10 protein-coding genes are annotated in these 22,170 nt (G+C 60.1%); 6 read left to right on the forward strand and 4 right to left on the reverse strand.

The window, feature by feature from the left end; genetic code table 11:
• Positions 1-12: 12 nt before the first annotated feature.
• The 4 genes from WAW39_RS13115 (at position 13) to WAW39_RS13130 (ending at position 10,241) form a co-directional block, all read left to right on the forward strand.
• Positions 13-3,516, forward strand: coding sequence for a beta strand repeat-containing protein (locus tag WAW39_RS13115; protein ID WP_422319508.1), 3,504 nt, complete (start codon positions 13-15; stop codon positions 3,514-3,516).
• Between the two features lie 123 nt (positions 3,517-3,639).
• The gene (locus WAW39_RS13120) at positions 3,640-8,739 is read left to right on the forward strand and encodes a DUF1549 domain-containing protein (protein WP_422319510.1); all 5,100 of its coding nucleotides are present in this window, start codon (positions 3,640-3,642) and stop codon (positions 8,737-8,739) included.
• A gap of 180 nt (positions 8,740-8,919) precedes the next feature.
• Entirely contained in the window at positions 8,920-9,549 is a 630-nt protein-coding gene (locus WAW39_RS13125) for a hypothetical protein (RefSeq protein ID WP_422319512.1), read from the forward strand.
• A gap of 23 nt (positions 9,550-9,572) precedes the next feature.
• Positions 9,573-10,241 carry an esterase/lipase family protein gene (locus WAW39_RS13130; RefSeq protein ID WP_422319514.1) on the forward strand — a complete coding sequence of 223 codons (669 nt, stop codon included), beginning with the start codon at positions 9,573-9,575 and terminating at the stop codon, positions 10,239-10,241.
• An 85-nt stretch (positions 10,242-10,326) separates the two neighbouring features.
• On the opposite strand, the gene WAW39_RS13135 is transcribed toward WAW39_RS13130, so the two are convergent.
• From WAW39_RS13135 to WAW39_RS13150, 4 genes are all read right to left on the reverse strand, one after another.
• The gene (locus WAW39_RS13135) at positions 10,327-10,623 is read right to left on the reverse strand and encodes an endonuclease domain-containing protein (protein ID WP_422319516.1); all 297 of its coding nucleotides are present in this window, start codon (positions 10,621-10,623) and stop codon (positions 10,327-10,329) included.
• 256 nt (positions 10,624-10,879) lie between these two features.
• Positions 10,880-12,634, reverse strand: coding sequence for a putative manganese-dependent inorganic diphosphatase (locus WAW39_RS13140; protein ID WP_422319518.1), 1,755 nt, complete (start codon positions 12,632-12,634; stop codon positions 10,880-10,882).
• 27 nt (positions 12,635-12,661) lie between these two features.
• Positions 12,662-13,258 (reverse strand): 3-isopropylmalate dehydratase small subunit, encoded by a 597-nt coding sequence (gene leuD, locus WAW39_RS13145; protein WP_422319520.1) that lies wholly within the window; start codon positions 13,256-13,258, stop codon positions 12,662-12,664.
• Positions 13,259-13,304: 46 nt separating this feature from the next.
• Positions 13,305-15,221 carry an O-antigen ligase family protein gene (locus tag WAW39_RS13150; RefSeq protein WP_422319522.1) on the reverse strand — a complete coding sequence of 639 codons (1,917 nt, stop codon included), beginning with the start codon at positions 15,219-15,221 and terminating at the stop codon, positions 13,305-13,307.
• A 216-nt stretch (positions 15,222-15,437) separates the two neighbouring features.
• Between WAW39_RS13150 and WAW39_RS13155 the strand changes: the two genes are divergently transcribed.
• Together WAW39_RS13155 and WAW39_RS13160 are read left to right on the forward strand one after the other, a co-directional pair.
• A complete protein-coding gene (locus tag WAW39_RS13155) occupies positions 15,438-21,428 on the forward strand; it encodes a beta strand repeat-containing protein (RefSeq protein WP_422319524.1) in 5,991 nt (1,996 codons plus the stop codon).
• A 51-nt stretch (positions 21,429-21,479) separates the two neighbouring features.
• Complete coding sequence (locus WAW39_RS13160) at positions 21,480-22,169, forward strand: hypothetical protein (RefSeq protein WP_422319526.1); 690 nt, start codon at positions 21,480-21,482, stop codon at positions 22,167-22,169.
• Position 22,170: the final 1 nt, after the last annotated feature.

The raw sequence follows: 22,170 nt of genomic DNA on the forward strand, positions 1-22,170 counted from the left end.
CCCTCTATTTTGATGATGATCCCGACCTTGCTCACCACACGTATGCGGCAGATGCTGCTGTTGTCACTGCTTGCTAGCAGCGTGGGGGAACTGATGGCCACATCCTACACCTATGACACGGATGGCACTGCCAGCGGGGTGATCACCGAAGGAACGCTGGGCTGGAACGGCACCAACGCCGTGTGGAACAACGGCGGGAGTTTGATCGCGTGGCCGGGGCAAAACACGGACATCGCGATCTTTGGCGGCGGCACAGCCGGGGCGGGTGCGGGCACGGCGGGCACTGTGACGGTGGGCTCCGTGCTGGCCAATGGCATCACGTTTAACACACCCAATGCCGGCAGCTACACGCTCAGCGGCGGCACCATCACGCTGGACGGCACCACGCCCACACTGACCGTGAACAGCGCCACGGCAGTCATCAACAGCGCACTTGCAGGAACCGTGGGCGTGACGAAGGCGGGAGCGGGGACGCTCACTCTGGGTGGTGGCAGTGCGAACACCCTGACGGGAACCACTGTGGTCAATGCCGGGACGCTGACTCTGAACAAGACCGCAGGGATTGATGCCATCGCCGACGACTTGACGATAGCGGGCGGTACCGTGGTCTGGAATGCGAGCAACCAGATCGCCAATGCTGCGGATATCCTCGTCTCAGGCGGGCAGCTGAACTTTAACAATGCCAGCGAGACGTTTGCCAGCTACACGCAGAGTTCCGGTGGCTGGCTCTCCAGTGGGAGCAACGCGGGCAGCATCTCCGTGAGCGGAGCTTTCAGCGTCACCGGCGGCAACCAGTATGTCGTCAACAGCGGCGGTCAGCTCAGCGTGGGCAGCATGAGTCTGACGGGCGGCAACGGGCTGCTGGTGGGCGGCAATGGCAGCACGCTTACCACAGTGACCGTGGGCAGCGGCGGGCTGACGCTCAATGGCCGCACCATCCAGCTCAATCTGGCCAGTGTTGCGGGAAGAGTGGGGAACAGCCTCAACCTGCAAGGTACTTTGAGCAATACGGGTGGCACCAGCATCATTCAGGCGGACGCCGCCACCACTCCGCTTTCAGGCAGCGTGGCGCAGGTGGATCTTGGAGCAGACCGAATTCTCGACATCAGTGGTGGCAGCCTGACCATCAGCAACTCCCTCACCGTGCTCGGTACCGGCACCACGGTGAAAAGCGGCGTCGGCACCCTGAACTTCGGTGTCACCGCCGGCACCAATGCCATCAAGCTTGCGACCCTCAGCATCACCGGAGGCACCGTGAGCCTGAACAACAACGAGCAGTTTCAGGACACCCTGAACATGACCAACAGTGGTGGGCAGATGAATTTCAATTCCAAGGCGGAAACCCTGGCGTCCTACACGCAGACGACGACCACCGCCAATCCGAGCAGCCTTACGACGGGCCTGCTCACCGGCATTGGGGGCAACGTCACTTTTACCGGCGCCCTCAAGGTCTCAGGCAATGGGTACACCACTTCCGCGATCACGATCAGCTCCAGTTCCAGTCTCAGCGCTGCGTCGGTGGATCTCACGGGCGCGACTGGTGTGGCCGTTCTCATTGGCGGTGTCGGCACGGTGAGCGTCAGCCAGCTTAACATCGGCTCCGGCGGGCTGACCATGAACGGACAGACCATCAACATGAGCCGTGCGGCTGCGGGTCAGTTTGGTGCCAGCATCAATCTTGGTGGTGACTTCACGGCCAGCGGCATCAATTCCATCAGCTATCAGACCTCGGATGGTGTGCTGGTGGCAGGCTCAGTGGGTACGCTGAATCTGGGCGCTTCCACCCGCACCTTCACTCTCAACGACCCCACACCGACCACCCCGCCCACGACCGCGGATGCCAGCGATGCAACGACCATCAACCTCGTCATCAGCGGGAGCGGTGGCATCACCAAGGCGGGAGCGGGTAATCTGATCTTTACCGGTGTCAATTCCAACACCTACACCGGCGACACGAACGTCAACGCGGGCCGGCTTTACCTCAGCAAGACGGCTGGCAGCGATGCCCTGGCTGGCGACCTTTACATCAACAACGGCGGCTATGTGCAGTGGACGCAGAACAACCAGCTCAATGACGCCAATTCTGACGTGATCATTTCCACCGGCGGATTTGTGGATTTCAACGGCAAGTCCGAAACCTTCAACAACTTCACCAAAAGCGGCGGCACCGTAACGAGCACCGCTGGCTTCATCACCATCAACGGCATCATGAATGTCACCGGTGGCGGCAGCAATTTTACGACTCTCTTAGAGACAGGAAACCGCTACACCATCAATTCCAACGGCGTGACCACCGCCAATACCGTGACCTTTGCAGGGGCAGGCACCAGCGCTCTGCTGGTGGGCGGGAACGGTGCCACCCGCATCACCCGCTTTGTGGTCGGCAGCGGTGGCATCACCCTGCTGGGTAACACGCTTACCTTTAATCGTGCTTCGGCGACCGGCAATCAAGGCAGTGAATTCGTTCTCCAAGGCACGCTCACTTCCTCCGGCACAAGCCTCATCACGCGCGACACCTCCACCATCGGCGTCACCAATCTCAATCTCAACGGTGCCGAACGCACCTTTGCCATCACCGGAGGCACGACCACGGTGAACCTGAACATCGTGAGCAACAATCTTGAAGAGACCATCGCCACCACCACGGCGACCGCCACCGCAGGAAGCATCAACAAGACTGGCGCGGGGATCCTCATCCTGAACGAAAACAACACCTACACCGGGAAAACCACCGTGCAGGCCGGCATTCTTCGACTCGGCAGCACCAGCATTGCCACCACACCCACGGCCACCACCATCACGGGGGCCATCAATGACTCGGTGTGGCTGGATGTCGCCAGCGGTGCCACCTTCAACAACAACACGGGCAGCACCTACTCGTATGATGGAACCGTCTCCGGCAGCGGCACGGTGAGCGGGAACTTCACCGTCACCGACGGCATCGGGGCAGTCAGCGGCAGCGGTATCATCCGCGCTGGAGGCAGCAGCGATGCCGCCAGCATCGCCACGGCAGGGGACCAGAATGGCACGCTGACTTTTGCCAACAATCTCACGCTCGCCACGGGTGCCACACGCCTGGATTTCACCATCACGGGCAGCACTGGAAACGCGGCCAGCAGCTACAGTGGAAACTTGACCACCTGGCTGGCGGCTCTGCCCACCACGAATGCCAGCCTGCTGACTGGCAGCCCAGGGAACCACGACCACGTGGAGATCACCGGTGCGCTCACCCTCAACGCTGGCGGCACCATCAGCGTCACCAATGCGGGCTACACCCCTGTTTTCGGAGACGTTTTCAACTTGTTCGACTGGGGCAGCCTCACCAACAACGGTTTCAATGCCTCTGCCACTGGAGGGGATCTCATCCTGCCCTCGCTCGGCTCGGGGTACGTCTGGGACACCAGTCTCTTTCTGAGCCACGGGACGCTTGTTGTGGTGCCTGAGCCCGGTCGCGCTACCTGCCTGATGTTTTCTCTGGTCCTTTTCGCCCTCAGGCGGAACCGCCGCGGGAGGTGACATGTGATCGGCTACTCTGGGGCATGGACGATTCCACCCTGAGGAGGGCGGTGCGCAAGACGGCCCATTGGACCGGCGTTGTGCTGGGCTGCCCTGATTTTGTCAAAAAACGCCTGCCAACCCATGAAGACACGTCTCCTCATTCCTGCACTCTTTCTCGCCGCCGCCGTGCATGCTGCACCGCCGAAGAAGGACGAGGGCATCGACCCGAACAAGCCGGTCTCCTTTTACAAGCACATCCGCCCGATCTTTCAGGCGCAGTGCAATGGCTGCCATCAGCCGGCGAAAAAGAAGGGCGACTACATCATGACGGAGTTCGCGGCGCTGCTCAAAGGGGGCGAGGAGGGCCACGCGGTGGTGCCGGGCAAGGCGGCGGAGTCCAATCTGCTGAAGCTGATCAAACCCGATGAAAAGGGCAAGGTGGAGATGCCGCAGAAGGCGGAGCCGCTGCATGAAACGCAGATCGCCCTGATCGAGCGCTGGATCGCGGAAGGTGCGAAGGATGACACGCCGGCGTCTGCCAAGGCGCAATATGACATGGCGCACCCGCCGGTGTACGTGAAGGCACCGGCCATCACCTCCATCGATTATTCGCCGGATGGCAGCATGATCGCGGTGGCGGGTTATCATGAAGTGCTGGTGCACAAGGCGGACGGCAGCGGCATTGTTTCACGTCTCGTCGGTCTGGCGGAGCGCATTCAGAAGCTGGCCTGGTCTCCGGATGGGAAGAAGATCGCGCTCACTGGCGGCAGCCCGGCGCGCATGGGTGAAATCCAGATCTGGGACGTGGCGGCGAAGAAGCTGGAGCTCTCCAAGTCGCTGACCTTTGACACGCTGTATGGCGCGAGCTGGTCGCCCGATGGCAAATTTTTGGCATTTGGCTGTGGAGACAATGCGGTACGTGCCATCGAGGTGGCTACTGGCAAAGAAACGCTCTTCATGGGCGGGCACAGCGACTGGGTGCTGGACACCGTGTGGGGAGTAGATGGCAAGCATGTCGTTTCCTGCGGTCGTGACATGAGCGTGAAGCTCACCGAAGTGGCGACGCAGCGTTTTGTTGATAACGTGACTTCCATCACTCCTGGCGCGCTGAAAGGTGGGGTGCAGGTGCTGGCGCGGCATCCGCTGCGCAATGAAGTGCTCATCGGTGGCACGGATGGCGTGCCTGCGATCTACCGCATGGAGCGCATCACGAAGCGTGTGATCGGCGACAATGCGAATCTCATCCGCAAATTCCCCGCGATGCAGGGTCGCATCTTTGGCGTTGATTTTGCGCCTGATGGCAAGCGCATCGCAGCGGGCACCTCGTATGAAGGAACCGGAGCGGTGAACATTTATGCCAGCGATTACGACAGCAAGATGCCTGAGGCGGTGAAGAAGATCGTCGAAACGGTGAGCGGCAAGGGCCCGGAGCTGGATGCCTGGGTCACCAAAGATGTGAAGCAGCTCAGCAGCACGGCGATTCCCTGCGGCATCTTCAGCGTGACCTTCAGCCCGGATGGCAAAACGGTCGCGGTTGCGGGTCAGGACGGACAGATTCGTCTTATCGATGCGACGACGGGTGCCATCGCGAAGGAGTTTGTCTCGGTGCCACTGGAAAAGGAAAAGATCCTCGCCGCCACGGACGTGATCGTGGATGACAGCGTGCGTGTGGTGATTGAAAAGGACAACAAGATCGAGACCCTGCACGCGGGGCCGACGGTTGCCTCCATTGACGTGGAACCGACCACGATCAAGATCGGCAAGCCCACCGAATACGCGCAGCTGCTGGTCACCGCCCGCATGAGTGACGGCACACGCGCGGATGTGACGCGGATGGCCAAGATCACTTCTGAAAATGCCGAAGTCGTGGATGTGAACACACGCGGCATGGTGCGTCCGGACAAGGATGGAGCGACCAATGTGAAGATCTCCTTCCAGGGCAAGACGGCGAACATCCCGGTGAATGTGAGCGGCATGAACGTGGCGCTCCATCCGGACTACGTGCGCGATGTGATGCCCATCATGTCGAAGCTGGGCTGCAATCAAGGCACCTGCCACGGCGCGAAGGAAGGCAAGGCGGGCTTCAAGCTCTCGCTGCGTGGTTATGATCCCGTTTACGATGTGCTCGCCTTTGCGGATGATCTCTCCAGCCGCCGTGCGAACGTCGCCTCGCCGGAGCATTCGCTGATGCTTTTGAAGGCCAGCGGCAGCGTGCCGCATGAAGGGGGACAGCTCACCGTTCCGGGAGAACTTTACTATGAGTCGCTCAAAGCCTGGATCGGCCAAGGGGCCAAGCTTGACCTGAAGACTCCACGCGTCACCAGCATCGAACTGTCGCCGAAGAATCCGGTCATTGAGCGTGTTGGCGGCCGCCAGCAGCTGCGTGTTATCGCGCGTTATGCAGATGGCTATGTCAAAGACGTTACCGCCGAGGCCTTCCTGGACAGCGGCAATGGCGATGTGATCGAGGCCGACAAGAAGGGGCTCATGACGAGTCTGCGCCGTGGTGAGGCGCCGATCCTTGCGCGCTTTGAAGGAGCCTATGCTGCCACCACCATCACGGTGATGGGCGACCGCACGGGCTTTGCCTGGAAGGAGCCGGAGAAGTGGAACAAGATCGACGAACTCGTGGCGCAGAAATGGCAGCGCATGAAGATCGAGCCGAGCGGCCTGTGCAGCGACGAGGACTTCCTGCGCCGTGTCCATCTCGATCTCACCGGCCTGCCGCCGAAGCCTGAGGAGGTGAACGCCTTCCTGGCTGACAAGCGTGACACCCGCACCAAACGGAGCGAGGTGGTGGACAAGCTCATCGGCAATCCTGATTTCGTCGAGCATTGGGCCAACAAGTGGGCCGACATGCTGCAGGTGAACGCGAAATTCCTTGGTGCCGAAGGTGCCGGCGGTCTGCGCACCTGGATCAAGCAGCAGGTCGCGGACAACACGCCGTACGACCGCTTCGCGTATCGCATCATCACCGCCACGGGCTCGAACAAGGACAACCCGCCTGCGGCTTACTTCAAGACGGTACGCACCGCCGAAGAGATCAGCGAAAACACCACGCACCTCTTCCTTGCGACCCGCTTCAACTGCAACAAGTGCCACGACCATCCTTTCGAGCGCTGGACCATGGACCAGTACTATGAAACCGCGTCCTACTTCGCGCAGATTGATCTCAAGGGTGATCCTGCCGCCAAAGGCCAGACTATCGGGGGCACGGCCGTTGAAGGCGCGAAGCCGTTGTTTGAAATCGTGGCTGACAAGAAAGACGGTGACGTGCTGCATCTGCGCACCAACAAGCCCGTCGCGCCTCAGGTGCCGTTTGAAACGGAACTCGTCAGCAAAACGGCGAGCACCCGGCGTGAGCAGTTTGCCACGTGGATGACCAGCCCGCAGAATGATTACTTTGCCATGAGTTATGCCAACCGCATCTGGGGCTATCTTACCGGCACTGGCGTCATCGAACCGCTGGATGACATCCGCGCCGGCAATCCGCCGAGCAATCCTGAGCTGCTGCAGTACCTGACGAACGAATTTGTGCAGAGCGGCTTCAACGTGCGCCACCTAATGAAGATCATCGCCACCAGCCGCACCTACAACCTGAGCCTGGCCACCAACAAGTGGAACGAGGACGACAAGACCAACTACAGCCACGCCAAGGCACGCCGCCTGCCTGCTGAAGTGCTGTTTGACTCCGTCTTTGCCGTGACCGGCAGCATGCCGAACATCCCTGGCATGCCCAAAGGCACCCGCGCCGCCGCTCTGGCCGATGGCCAGGTCAAGCTGCAGGACGGATTCCTGGCCAACTTCGGCAAACCTGCCCGCGAATCCGTGTGCGAGTGCGAACGCAGCAACGAGGTGAACTTGGGCCCTGTGATGGCGCTGATGAGCGGCCCGACCGTGGGTGATGCCATCAGTGATCCGGGCAACGCCATTGCCAAACTGACCAGCGAGATCAAAGACGACCGCCAGCTCGTGGATGCGATCTTCCTGCGCATCCTCAACAGCCATGCGAATGAGAAGGAGATCAACGCCGCGCTGGCCTCCATGCAGGAGCTTGATCCTGAGAACAAGCAGCTCGCCGCCGCGCTCCAGGCCAAGGAGGCGGAGCAGCAGCCGATCATTGCCAAAGCCGAGCAGGAGCGCCTGGCCGCCATTGATGCCGCGAAGAAAGAACTCGAAGCCTACAAAGCCAAGATGGCTCCGGAGATCGCCAAAAAGGAGGCTGCACGCAAGGCCGCCATCACCGCTGCGGAAGCCAAGGTGAAGACGGTGCAGGACACCGCCGCTGCGAATCAGCCGGCGTGGGAAAATTACCTCGATCTCACCACGGAATGGCAGCCGTTTGACAGCATCAAGGTGCAGCGTGCCGCAGGCGTGGAGAAACTCGAAGTACAGCCGGATGGCAGCCTCTTTGCCACCGCGCTGCCTGCAGGCCGCGAAACCGCAGGCAACTACATGCTCATCGGCAAAACGACACTCACCAACATCACGGCCATCAAGCTGGAGATGCTGCCTGATGACCGCCTGCCCAGCAACGGTCCCGGCCTTGCTCCCGATGGCAACTTTGTGCTCGGTGAACTCACCGTCCGCACGGATCCCATGGACGCCAAGCGCAGCAAGCGCGGTGGTGAAGAGCAGCTGCTGAAGAATCCGAAGGCCGACTTTGAGCAGACCAACTTTGTCGTGACCGAAGCTCTCAAGAAAGGCAATCGTGACCGCGGCTGGGCTGTGAGCCCTCAGGGTGGATTCCGCCATGAGGCCACCTTTGAATTCGCCAAGCCTGTGGCAAATGACGGCGGTTCGCAATTTACCATCGTGATGACCTCCAACTTCCAAAACGGCAAATACAACCCGGGCCGTTTCCGCCTGTGGGTCACCACCAGCCCGACCGTTCGCTTTGGCACTCCCGCCGCTGTCGCCGCCGCGCTGAAGGCCGCCAAGCGTACGCCTGAGCAGAATGCGCTGCTGACCCAGCACTTCCTCAACCAGTTCAAGGACTACCAGACGCAGAAAAAGGTGCTGGCCAACGCTCGCAGGCCGCTGCCCGTGGATGAGCAGCTCGTGGCGCTGGAAACCAAGCACATCGATACGCAGAAGCCGGTCCAGATTGATCCCAAACTGGTGCAGCTGCGACGTGATGCCGACCTGAGTCAAAAGCAGCTGGGCAACAAGCGGCTCACGGCGGCGCAGGATCTGGCGTGGGCGTTGATCAACTCACCGGCGTTCTTGTTTAATCACTAAGGCGCTTTGTCAAAACAGCCCAGTTGCTCAGCAACTGGACTCCCCTCTGCCATGCGCATCTTCCGGATCGAACACCGGAAGGCCGAAGACGCGGACAAGTAGATGTTCACAAGTTGCGCCAAAGCGAAACCGCTCTTGGTTGGAACCATGCGGCGATCATTCCTGGACACTTTCACTCGCGTGGATCGAACGATAGGGGCGCTGCTGCTGGCTCTTCCACCGCTGACATGGCTGCTTGCTTATATCACCGCAAGATGGGGTTATTTATTTTTACCCGTCCCGGTCCCGCTGGTTGGGGTGCTTGCATCATGGGGCTGCGGCATTGCCTTCGTCTTACATTGGAAAGGAGGCGGCCTTGGACGAGGGGTGCGTTGGATGTTCAGGCTCCTGATGCTGGCCTTTACATTGATCACCCCCATTAGCTTCCTAGGATTCGCCAACGATTGGGGTCTGCGTCATCATATTCAGAGCGTTAGCAGCGCCGAAACCATCCAAAAACTCAGGCATCTAGCCTTCGAAAATTCCAAATATCCGAATGATGGTCGATACATAATCGATCTAGAACGCAATGAACTGCCAGCTAGATTGGGAGACTCACCCTGGGGGCTGCCAGGTCATGCCCAGATCAGATTAGGTGGACCTGCCGATCAACATTATTATTATGTACTGCTCTCGTGGGGAGGTGCCTTGGTAGGACATCACGAACTCGTGGTCTTCAAGCAACCAGTATCGGAAATCAGGCCTGACATGGAACTGGGTCGCCAATTTGTCTGGTTGCCGGGAACCTATGTGATCCTTTGCGACGACTGAAACTAACCGAACTGTATTGAATCATGCCCGCCGCCGCATCTTCCTCCATTCCCATAGTCGTCCTCATCCACGGTCTCGGGCGTTCGCGGCGCAGCATGTGGCTGGTGGGGCTGTGGCTGAAGTTTTGCGGGTATCGGGTGAAGAGCATTGGCTATCCGTCGCACCGTGTTTCGATTGCGGATGCGGTGGGGAAGCATCTGAACCCGGCGCTGGAGCGGCTGCAGATTGCCGAGGGGGCGCGGGTGCATTTTGTGACGCATTCGCTCGGGGGCATTGTGTTTCGGGCCTGGGCGGCGCAGCGTGATCCGGCCTTTCCGCTGGGGCGTGCGGTGCTGCTGGCACCGCCGAATCAGGGCAGCCAGATCATTGATGAACTGGGCCAGTGGCGCTGGGTGCGCTGGCTGCTGGGGCCGGTTTCAGCGGAGCTGGGTACCGATGTCAACAGCACGCCGAACACGCTGGGGCCGCTGCCGCCTGAGACGGGTGTCATCATGGGAAACAAGGACACGTTGCCGGTTTTTCGGCGTTTGCTGGGCGCTGAATCTGATGGGGTCGTCACGATTGCCAGTTCGCATGGGGAGGGCGAGGCGGACTTCACGCTGCTGCCGACGAATCATGCCACGATCATTCTGCAGCCTGCGGTTTTCCGGGCGGTGCACCGGTTTTTGAGGACTGGGAGTTTTGCAGAGTGAGGGTGGTGCGATTCCAAATCACGCTCATGACGCCGTCGGTATTCCTCATCATTTCGTCATTCGTGAATCTTAGCGTCTCGATGCCTTAAGATCGTAAGAAGGCTTCTCTTGTTTTGTCGTGCTGCTTTCCTTCGGTGGTGTTGTGCTGTCCGCCATCCAGTTCGATTGCGAGCTTCAAATCCGCGCAGTAGAAATCGAGAACGTAAGGTTCCACCGGATGCTGGCGGCGGAATTTGCGTTTGTTCACGCGGCGGGCCCGCAGACAAGCCCACAGGAGAGCTTCGGGATCTGTGGCGTCTTGACGGAGCTTGCGGGCGAAATCGATCAGGGTGAGGTGTTCGCCGGTGATTTCATGGCGAATTTCTTCCAAGCGCGTGAGCATGGGGGAAATACATCATAAGGTGTAAGAGGGCGTCAAGGATGCTTTGGGCCGCCCCCTCACCCAACCTCTCCCCGAAGGTCACATTCAGCAATGCAGACTCTCGACGGGGAGAGGAGGAATGCGTTGCGGCTCTGACTCACTTTCAAAGCGGTCTAACGCGCTTCTCCTCTCCCCGCCCGAAACTTCGTTGCTCCAAGAAAATCTTCGGGGAGAGGCTGGGTGAGGGGCCGATATTCCGATCAAATTGGGCCTTACCTTATGGAGCTGCCAGTTTGGTGACGACGTGGCTCATGTAGGGGAAGAGCTGTTTTTTGCGGCTGACGACGCCGGCCATGTCGTAGACGTGTTCTTTGGCCTGCGGGTAGTCGATGGCGTCGATGACACGCTGGTCTCCGGCCACGAGCAGGACGCTGTGGTGGCGGGTGATGTCGGTGACCATGAGGCAGGCGAAGTGGAGATTGTGCTTGGTGAGCAGGGATTGCAGGGCGCCCTGCAGATCGGCTTCGCGCTTCCAGAATTCGTCGAGGCCGAGTTCTTCGATCTGGGAGATGCTGATGTGCCAGCCGTTTTCTTCGAAGACTTTGCGGTCGCTTTCCAGGGCGCGGTCAGGGGTGTGCTCGCGCAGCATGGAGCCGGCGGCGAAGAAGTCTTTGACGAACTGGGCGCTGTCGATGCCGCCGATGGCGCTGAGCCATTCGAGGATTTCCTTGTCGGTGCTCGTCGTGGTGGGGCTGGTGAGGTGCAGCGTGTCGGAGATGATGCCGGCGCAAAGGCAGATGGCGGTGGCCTTGTCAGGGGCGGCGGAGCGCATGCGGTACATGATGCCCACGATGGTGCAGCTGCTGCCCACGGGCTCGTTGATGAAACGAATGGGCTCCTTGGTGCGGAGATTGCCGCTGAGACGATGGTGATCGATCACTTCGATGATTTCAGCCTCATCGGCACCGGCGACGGCCTGGGCAAATTCATTGTGATCCACCAGCACGAGCTTCATGCGTGGCAGGTCGATCAGGTCTGACTTGGAAAAGACGCCGAGGAGCTTCTGAGTTTCTTCGTCGACCACAGGAAACAGCGGCTGGCCGGAATGCTGTGCTGCCGGGACGATTTCGCGCAGCGGCGTACGTGAGCCGAAGGAGAGGAACTCGTGTGTCAGCGCCTCGCCGATGGGGCGTGAGAAACGCAGCAGCTGCGAGGTGCTGGCGGTGTCGTAGGGGGAATAAATGATGGCGACCCCCTGCTGTGCGGCGCGTGTCAGGATGCTGGGGGTGGCTTTGAACTTGCCGGTGATGATGAGGCAGCGCGCATTCATCTCGATCGCCAGTTCGTGAATCTCCGGGCGGTCGCCCGTGATCATCACAAGGCGGTTTGCCGGGAACTGCCGGGTGCGTTTGTGCGTGGTCTCCAAGCTGGATGCCGCGACGACGAGCACGAAATCCTGAATTGTTTCCAGATCGGCGGCGGCACCACCCAGGATGCCGTCGAGAGCATTGACAATGTTCAGCAGGCTGCTGCGGACTTCACGATTGGCCTGGTCCGTTTTGTCATTTGTCTGCGCCGGCAGAAAGAGCTGCGCGAGCTCCTGAATGGCCGGCATACCGAGCAGGCGTCCTTCGTCATCGACGATGGGAATGCTGCGGAAGTTGTGATCCATCATCATCCGATACACGGAGAGGAAGGTCTGGTGCGGGCTGGCGGTGAACACATCGCGCCGGCAGATGGAGGCGGCGGTGGGCCGGACATCGAGCAGGAGCTTGGGGCCGGGAACGCCTGCGGTTTGCAGCACCCAGTTGGTGCGCACACTGAGTTCGCCACAGCAGGCGGCTTCGGCCTTCATCCCGCGCACATCCCGCAAGAAGGCCGCATAGCCGATGGCGGAACAGATGGCGTCCGTATCGGGATTGCGATGCCCGATGACGTGGATTGTGTCCGGAGAGGGGGACGGACGCAAGGCCGACGAAATGCGGACGATTAATGACGAATTATCCGTCGCGGCTGTTTCAGTGGCGGCCATGCGTCAGGCGGTAAGGATGGGACAAACTCAGGCGAAACCCAGTGCCGTGATGCGGGCATGCACAGCGTCCTTGTTTTCAAGAAGTTCGGCGATGGGGTCCCACTTGCCGGTGGTCAGTGCTTCGAGCGCGGACCCTGGCAGGGTGATGGCGAATTCCTGGTCTTCGAAAAACACCTTGCCAGCAGCGACGTCGATGGTGACTTCGAGCTTCGGGTTGCGCTCGATCTCGTTGGCCAGCACGCGGATGTCTGCAGCGCTCGCGCACACGCAGGGGATGCCGAGTGTGGTGCAGTTGCCGAAAAAGATTTCCGCGAAGCTCTCGGCGATCACGGCACGGATACCGAAACGATAGAGGGCCTGAGGGGCGTGCTCACGGGAACTGCCGCAGCCGAAATTGGTGCCGGAGAGCAGGATGTTGGCGCCTTTGAAACGAGGATCGTCAAGGGGGTGGCCGGTGGGCTTGCCGTCCTTGTCGAAACGCACGTCGTAGAAGGCGAATTCACCGAGTCCGTCAAAGGTCACGCATTTCATGAAGCGTGCCGGAATGATGCGGTCAGTGTCGATGTCCGAGCCAGGAACGTAAACGCCGCAGCCGGTAACTTGGGTGATTTTTGCGAGTGCCATGAGGGGTGCGACAGTAACGGAATTCGGCGTGAGGGCAATGCACATCTCAGCGTCCTTGCTGCTGGATCAGGGCGGTCCGTGCCTGATCGGCCTCCAAGGCGGTCTGGCGGAGGAGTTCGCGGTAGCTGTCCAGCCAGTTGGTGGTGCCTTCGGGGTTCAGGGCCTTCGCTTTTCCGGCCCAGAGGTAGGCAAATTCAGCCTCCTGATAGTGCTTCATGCGGTGATAGTGCATGCCCAGGGCCAGGCGGGGCTCCTCGTAGAGCGGGGCGAGGATCAGCGCCCGCTGGATGGCCTGAAAAGCGGCGTCGTTTTTGCCAGCGGCATCCAGGGCATCCGCCAAGGCGAGGTGGTAGAGGTAATTGTAGGGATTGAGCGTGGTCGCACGGGTGAGTTCTTTCAGCGAGGAGTCCACGGTGCGGAGGTAGACATCCTTGGTCATGTGGGAATGGATGGAGTCCATCAAGGCCACGCCGTGCTGATAGGCCAGCACGGCGTTGCGTGGGTCCATGAGCGTGGCGCGGGCGAAATGACCCAGAGCTTTGCCGGTTTCGCCATCCTTGATTTGGAGCCGGGCATAGGCGGCATAACCATCCGCCGTGCCGAAGATCGCGGCGGCAGCCAGCAGAGCGGCGGAGGCTGACAGCATGGCGATTTTCATGAGGGAGCGCAGCCCCCAGATGCGGCGGGATTTGAACACCTCGCTCTCGATGCCGGGATTGGCGAGCAGGCCGAGGAGGATGGCGCCGACCAGGGCGGTGATCGGGATGTGTCCTTGAAATTCAAACACCGCCTGCACCAGCGTGGCCAGCAGTGCGGCGATGCCGCCGAGCGTGAGCGCCAGCGCATTGCTGCTGAGCATGCCTGTGGCGGGGAATTTTTCGACCGTGAACCAGCGCAGGAAACGCAGGCCGTTCAGCAGGTGTGCCAGCACTACGAGCAGCACCAGCGCGAGCCCGGCCCAGCCGTAATCCGCCAGCGTCTGCAGGTATTCATTGTGAGCGAAGAGCGCATCTCCCATGTATGGCGAAGATTCTGGATCCCGATGCGTGATGCTGCCTTCGTAAAACATGCGTGATCCCACGCCGATCCAGGGTGACTCTGCATTCTGTGCCAGCGCGGCGCGCCAGATGTTCACGCGCATGTCCTCGCCCAGGGGGCTGGTCAGCTGCCGCCTGAGCATGGAGTCCTCATTCACTTTGTAGAGAGCGCCGCCTGCGGTGCCCCCCACCAGCAGCAGGGCGATGATCAGCCATTTGAAGAGTGACCGCTTGGTGCTCCATACGATCCATAGCGTGAGCAGCACAAACACCACGCCACCGACGGCAAAACCCAGCATCGCCGCCCGGCTGGCTGTCAGGGCCACTCCTGCGAGCATTGATAAAATGGCAAAACCCAGCAGCAGCCGCGAGGCAATGTGAATGCGCGCAAACAGCATCAGGCCTGCCGACAGGAAGGCCGTGAAGGACAGAAACGCGGCGAGATGATTGGGATTGTTGAAAAAGCCGCCGATGCGCCCGGGCGGGAAGGAGCGCGAGAAACCCGGCACCAGATGGAAATCCCAGCGGCCTTTGAAGTTCAGCCAGCCGGCGGTCAGATTTCCTGCCACCAGCACCAGCAGCACACAGACGATGCCCAGCCGCCATTTCGAGTCGCTGACAGCGGTCACCGTCAACAAATAGGCCACGAAACCTGCCAGCAGCACAGCGGCGTCCTCACGTGCATAGATCTCCACGGGGGAAGCCCAGGCACGCCAGCCCACGTAGCCTGCCAGCAGGAGCATAGTGAGCAAACACCAGTCACTGGGTTGAAAACTCACGCGCAATTTCCAGCGCAGGACGGCGGTCAAACCCGCGAGACCCAGCAGCAGACACCCGGGCCAGAAGAACAGCAGACGTGTCTCCGTGCCGAGCAATCCGGTCACGAACAGGCCAAGGAGAAAGAGAATGAGAGCGAGTTTCTGCATGCAAAAGGCCGCCCGGAGACGGAACAAGCGGAAACTGAACACCGATTCTCCGATGTTGGACACTGAAAAGTTTTCTGACTCAAGCTCATGGAGAGGCGGTTATTAGAGGATGCCGCGTTGTGATACTATTATGATCAAAGCGGACATTTGATGGGTTCAGCACTGTTTATGGCCGGTGTTATGCTTGGAACCTGAGGGCAAACCCCTGTTTCGAAAATGCCCTCAAAGTCCCCCAACGCCCTGCGGAGCGGCTCCGCGAGGTACGCCTGCACCTGTGCTTTTTTCCTGCTTCTTAGCAGCTTGCTATGCCCCTCCCTGGTTCGAGCCCAAAACTGGACTGGGGGAGGTGCGGACAACAACTGGAGCACAGCCGCCAATTGGAGCAGTGGTTCACCGCCCGCTGCCACCAGCATCAACTTCACAGGCACGACAAGGCTGACCCCTTTTAACGATACTACGGCGGGTACTAGCTACGCTACTTTCAACTTTTCCTCCACAGCCGGTGCGTTTGTGGTCAGTGGCAATGCGGTGGTGCTGGGAGGTGATGCCACTGACAGCTCGGCCACCAAGGAGACCATCAATCTTGTGCTGCGCCTAGGCAGCGGCACCAGTCGCAATTTCAACATTGTGAATGCTGCGGGAGAATTGGAGATCAGCCAGGGGATCGAAGTCGTCTCTGGCACGGCAAATTTGGTGAAGGTCGGCCGAGGTGCCATGACACTGACGGGAGCCAACACCTACAACGGACTCACCAGTGTGCTGGATGGCGCGCTGACGATCAGCGGTGCCAACGGAAGTCTGGCGCTGGGCACCGGCATCACCGTCACCAATGGGGCGACTTTCCGCCTCTCCAACACCGCCGCCGCCAACAGTACTGCCCGACTGGCAGACACTCAGGCTGTTTCTTTGAACGGTGGCAACATTCAGTTCATCAACACGGGCGGAGCGGCCAATTACAGTGAAACCGTCGGGGTGCTGACGCTTGCCGGAGGAGTGAACACGCTGACGAGCAGCCAGGCGGACAGCGGACAGACTTCGGCGATCACCTTCAGTGCCCTGTCGCGGACCAACGGTGTGTTGAATTTCAGCGGTACGGGCCTCGGCGACGACACACGCAACCGTATTGTTTTCACCTCAGCCCCGAACAACGATGGCATCATGGGCGGCTATGCCACGGTGGGGAATGAGTTTGCGAAATATGACGCCACGGTGGGTTCGGTGCGCGCCATGCAGGCAGGTGATTACATCACAACGGACCAGGATACCTGGACAGCGACGTCCAATGTCAAACTGACGGCGAGCCCTTCGATGCTGAGTGCCAGCCGGCAGATCAACTCATTGAACCTCGCCCCGGGGAGTGCATTCACGATGGATCTGGGCGGACGCACCCTGCGGGTGGAAAGCGGGGGCATCCTCTTCAGTGGCAGTCAGACGGCGATGGTGCAGCATGGCACGCTGAGCGCAGGCGAGGGCACGAATGCGGCGGGGAATTTGGTCATTCATCAAAACAGCGGCGGCATGCTGGCCCTTGGCGCGCGCATCACCAACAATGGTACGGGAGTGGTCACCGTGACGAAGGCGGGCACGGGCGGACTCACGTTCATGGAGGACAACACCTACACGGGGGCCACCTACATTTATGCAGGCAGCCTGCGCACGGGCGTGAGCGGTGGTCTTTCCTCCAGCTCGGCCTTAATTTTGGGGGACAGCTCCGGCACGGCAGCCGCGCTGGACACCACTGGCACCAGCCAGGCCATCGGCGGACTGCAGGTGCTGGCAAACACCACTGCTGTGAATGCGATCACCGTGACCTCTGGCGAGACGTTGACCATCAATGGGGACGTGAGCATCGGTGGCAACGTGGCTGCAAGCGTCACCAACACCACGATGAACGGTGGGGGATCGCTGGTCATCAATGACTCCGGCGGCACCTTTCAGCTGGGGATGGCCACGGGCAACATCAGCTACAACACCGCCATTCTGGATCTCACCGGCATGTCTTCATTCACAGCAAACATGGGGACAGCCAGCGGCGTTTTTCGAGTGGGAGACAACAACACGACGGGGAATGTTTCCACCTCGGTGCTGAAACTGGCGGTGAACAGCACCATCACCGCGAACCGTATTTCTGTCGGCGGTGAATCAGGCAGCGGAACTCAGACAATCTCCTTCGGGGTTGGGGCCACGGTCTTGAACGCAAACACGCTGGACCTTGGTCCGATCGGGGGAGGAGCGCGGGCCATTGGCGTGCTCAGTTTTGCCACCAGCTCCGGAACGCTCAAGATTCGTGCGGCGGATGGCGTCGGGGCAGCCGTATTGAATGTGGGGAACTCTGTGGTGCCGACCACCGCTGGATCGCTCGGGGCAACCTTTGACTCACGCGGCCACAATGCGGACCTGAAACTGAGCACACTCAATGTTGCCGGTCGCAGCGCAGGCACCGGGATAACGACAGTCACTTTTGACTTCGACACTGGCACGCTGGAGGCCGCCACGGTCAACCTCGCGCAAAAGCTCAGCGCCAACACGGCCTCTGGTGCTATCGCTGGTACCATGACCCTGGCTGGAGGAACTATTGCTCTGGGTACTGTCAATCTGGCCAGCAATACCACAAACACTGGCACCGCCTCCGCGATTCTGACCTTTAGCGGGAACAACACGACCACGATCGGCAGCATTTCGATGGCGTCTGCCACCATTGCGGGTGGAACCGCCACTGCGGTTCTCAACTTAAATGGCGGCAGCATCACTCTCAATGGTGCCATCACGCGTGCGGGGGGCGCGGGTACCAGCACTGCCACAGTGACACTCAACGGTGCCACGCTGGACATGGGAGGTAATGCGATAGGCAGTCTTTCCAACACGATCACCTTTACTGCCCAGTCAGGTATTCTCAAAAACGTGGCCTCCATTAATGGAACTACGGGAGGACTGATCAAGACCGGAACGGGCATCCTGGAGCTGCAAGGCAGCAACGGCTATGGCGGCGCGACGGTGATCAGCGCCGGCACTTTGAAAGTCGCCACACTCACGAATGGAGGCGCGGCCAGCACGCTGGGCAGTTCCAGCAATGCGGCGGCCAATCTGGTGCTCAATGGCGGCACACTGCAATACACGGGAGCTGCGACCACTACGGATCGTCTGTTTAGTGTGGGCACAGCCACGGGCAGCGTGATCGATGCGTCAGGCAGCGGCACGGTGAAATTCACCAACACCGGCAGCATGGGGTTCAATGCGCAGTTGGGAGCGCGGACGTTGACACTGACGGGCACCAACACGGGGGAAAACAGCATCGCGGCTGTCATAGGTGACAATAGCGGACTCACCTCGGTGACTAAAACAGGGACAGGCACCTGGGTGCTAACGGGGGCCAACACATACGCTGGTACCACGACGGTGAATGCGGGGACGCTGATGCTGGACTTTAGCGCGGCGGGCGCGCCGACTTCCAATATACTCAGCAGTTCCTCCGCCATCTCTCTCGGCGGTGGCACGCTGAGCATCCGTGGTGGCAGCGGTTCGCCCACCCAGACGCTGGCAAGCCTGGCGCTGACGGCCGGAGCCAATACTCTTTCTCTGACACCCAATGGAGCCACCAGTCTGGTCGTGACGCTCAATGGTGCCAGCATCAGCCGGACTGCGGGCAGCACTCTCAATCTGGTGGCCTCCGGCACGGCTTCTTTTACCGCCACCAATGCACTCAACAATTCGGCAGGCATTCTGGGAGGCTACGCGGTCTTCAACGGAGCCGACTGGGCTACACGGGATGTCTCGGGCAATCTGGTGGCGTTTTCCAACTACACTGCCCTGCCCACCACGGGGGGCGATACGGCAACGAACTACCTTCTCACTTCCGGCACTTCCTTGACGGGTGCGCTCACGGTCAACAGTCTCAAAATCACTGGCACGGGAGTGACGCTGGATGGAAACACGCGGGCCATCACCTTCACCGGCACAAGCGGCGGTCTGCTGTATGCGCCCACCTTATCGAGCGACACCTACAGCATCACTGGCAGCGGAGTCGTGGGCGCGGGCACTGCCAATGAGTTCATCGTGCAGGTCAGCCAGGGGACGCTGAGCATTGCCAATCCGGTGGTCAGCAGCACGGCCACGGCTGGCAGTTTGACCAAGGCGGGAGATGGCACGCTGGTGCTCACTGGAGCCAGCCTTTTCACAGGGGCTACCACGGTGAATGGCGGCACGCTGGAAATCAGCGGGACGGGCACGCTGTCATCCAGTGCGGGAAACATCACAGTGGGTACCGGAGCGACGCTGCGTGTGAACAGCACCAATGCTGCGCAGGCCATTGCGGACAGTACTGATGTGGCCGTGGCGGGTACTTTCGAGGTGCGCGCCAATGAGACGCTGGGAGGACTTTCCGGACTTGGAACGCTCCGCAATGGAGGCAGCAGCAATGCTGTGCTGACGGCCGGCAATGGCAATGAGACCAGCATTTTCAGCGGCCTGATTCAAGATGGCAGCACGGGAACGCTGGGCATCACCAAGGCGGGAACGGGTGTCCTTACATTGGATGGTTCGCTCTCGAACACCTACACCGGCACCACCACCATCAGTGCTGGCACTCTGTCTCTGGCGAAGACTGGCGGTGCCATTGCTGTCGTTGGGAATATCACTGTCGGAGATGGGAGTGGTTCGACGGCTGACATCCTGCTGCTCAGTGGAAGCGAGCAGATTCAGGACACCGCCGTGGTCACTTTGACAGGCAACAGCACTGTCGCCGGAACCGGGACCTTCAGGCTCAATGGCAACACCGAAACGATCGGCGGTCTGTCCAGTGCCGGAGGCACTCAAAACGGTGTGGTGGAAAACGCGCTGGCCAGCACGACCGGAAAACTGATCGTGAACACCACGACGGACCAAAGCTTCACTGGAGTGATGCAAAATGGTACGGGTACTTCTTCGGTTCTGGTCTTTACCAAGGTGGGGGCAGCACAGCAGACGCTGGCGGGCACTGCGGCCAACACCTACACCGGTGTCACCACCGTGCTGGGCGGTACGCTGAGGCTGAACAAGACGGCAGGCGTCAATGCCATTGCGGGCAGCCTGAGCATTGGTGATGGCACCGCTTCCTCCATGGTGCTGCTGGCAGCAGCCAATCAGATTGCCGACACCACGATTGCCACGCTGGCGGGAACAGGAGCGACGGCGGGCGTGTTGAGGCTGGCTGGCAACAGCGAAACCCTGGCAGGAATCAGCAGCAATGCACTGGTGGGCGGCGGGGTGGTGGAAAACGAGTCTGGTGTGGCCGGAACAGCCACGCTGACAGTGAACGTGGCCAACAGCACCACTCAGACATTCACCGGTGTCGTGCGTGATGGCGATGGCGTCGGTACGGACGGCGCGCTGGCGTTGGTGAAAAGCGGCACGGGTGTCCAGGTCATGTCAGGCGACAACACGTATAGCGGAGGCACCACGATCAATGCGGGTACCTTGGTGACTGGGGGCGTTGGCAGCGGGCAGGTGGTGAACAACGGCACGCTGATCATCAATCGCACGAGCGAGGCCACCCTGGCGCAGGCGATGACGGGAACAGGCTCCTTGATTCTCGGCAGCAGTGGCACGGTGGTGCTCTCCGGGAACAGCAACACGTACAGCGGCGGCACCATTGTGGATCAGGGCACACTGCGTGTCATGAACAGCTCTGGCTCAGCCACGGGCACGGGTGCTGTCACCATTGCCAATGGGGCGACGCTTTCAGGAACGGGTCTGGTGGGAGGTGCCACGAACATTAACGTCGGAGGTACGCTTTCGGTGGGTTACAATGGAAGCGCGGGACAGACGATGACCCTGAACGGCGGTCTCTTCTCTGCGGGCACCTTGCAGTTCGATCTCTGGGGCAACGCGGGCGGAGTCAATCCCGGCACCAATGCCGATCTCCTGATCGTGGGTGGGGGAGCTGTGACCCTGAGCGGCACCTTGCAAGTCTCAAGCACTGGCATCAGCACCTGGGCTGTTGGCGACAGTTGGAAGCTCATCGACTGGGGCACTGTGCTGCTCTCCGACCGGACGGTAGTCTTTGATACCTTTGTCATGCCCACCCTCAGTGGAGGTCTTACCTGGGACACCTCCCAGCTTGGGCAGACCGGTTACATTGCCATCGCTCCTGAACCTGGCCGGATGTTTCTGTTGATGGCCGGGTTGGTGATGGTGGGGCTTAAGCGCAAGCGGAGCTCCACTGGTGCTTAAAAATCTTGCGAATGGGCGGTGAGAGGTCTCTCGTCTTTCATGGGATCAGCCTTGAACCATCTTATCGAATGCACTGACGTTCTTCAAATCGCTGAGGCGGTCTTTGAACGCGTGTTCCGCACCGAACTTGGTCAGCCCGGATTTGCTGTTTTGGTGATGCCTCAGGATCTCAGTTCCCAGGAGCTGCGCCAATCCATGACAGTGCTCAAAGAACGACTTTCCGAGCTTCACGCGATGAAATGGGGCGAGGCGCTTGAATACCTTTCACTGGGCCGCTTCGACCAGCAGAACAGCACCAAGCTGCACCTCGACGGTGCTCCTGAGCGATCGTTTCTCATGCTCGGCTACGAGCCCACGAAAGTGCGCAGTGAGTTTCAAATTGCGGACTTCAGCCGCTGCGCATGTGACATGGGGCTGTCTCCTGCGGAGTTTATGAGCCAGCATAATCCTATGTTCAGCGCCGGTGCTGAATTGCTGCGCAACTACGTCTCCAACACCACGAACTGGTATGAGGACTGCCCCCGCATTGTCCTCATCAACAACAGCATTGCAGAGCCAGGAATGCATGGGGCGACCTATGGTGTGCTACATGGTGCTTTGATTCCGGTGCCAGACCAGCAGGCATCTCGTATCATTAACTCAACGATGATCGCTCCCGCATGCTTCGTGGGTAGTGACCCTGCAATGCAGGTGCGGGAGTTTGTCTCTACGGATCAAATTTCCGGTCAAATTCTGGGCTAAA

This window comes from Prosthecobacter sp., from assembly GCF_049294395.1.
Lineage (GTDB): Bacteria > Verrucomicrobiota > Verrucomicrobiia > Verrucomicrobiales > Verrucomicrobiaceae > Prosthecobacter.

Coding starts and splice junctions, on each gene's coding strand:
- WAW39_RS13115 (WP_422319508.1), top strand. CDS start 13: ATGATGATCCCGACCTTGCTCACCACACGTATGCGGCAGATGCTGCTG.
- WAW39_RS13120 (WP_422319510.1), top strand. CDS start 3,640: ATGAAGACACGTCTCCTCATTCCTGCACTCTTTCTCGCCGCCGCCGTG.
- WAW39_RS13130 (WP_422319514.1), top strand. CDS start 9,573: ATGCCCGCCGCCGCATCTTCCTCCATTCCCATAGTCGTCCTCATCCAC.
- WAW39_RS13135 (WP_422319516.1), bottom strand. CDS start 10,623: ATGCTCACGCGCTTGGAAGAAATTCGCCATGAAATCACCGGCGAACAC.
- WAW39_RS13140 (WP_422319518.1), bottom strand. CDS start 12,634: ATGGCCGCCACTGAAACAGCCGCGACGGATAATTCGTCATTAATCGTC.
- leuD (WP_422319520.1), bottom strand. CDS start 13,258: ATGGCACTCGCAAAAATCACCCAAGTTACCGGCTGCGGCGTTTACGTT.
- WAW39_RS13150 (WP_422319522.1), bottom strand. CDS start 15,221: ATGCAGAAACTCGCTCTCATTCTCTTTCTCCTTGGCCTGTTCGTGACC.
- WAW39_RS13155 (WP_422319524.1), top strand. CDS start 15,438: ATGCCCTCAAAGTCCCCCAACGCCCTGCGGAGCGGCTCCGCGAGGTAC.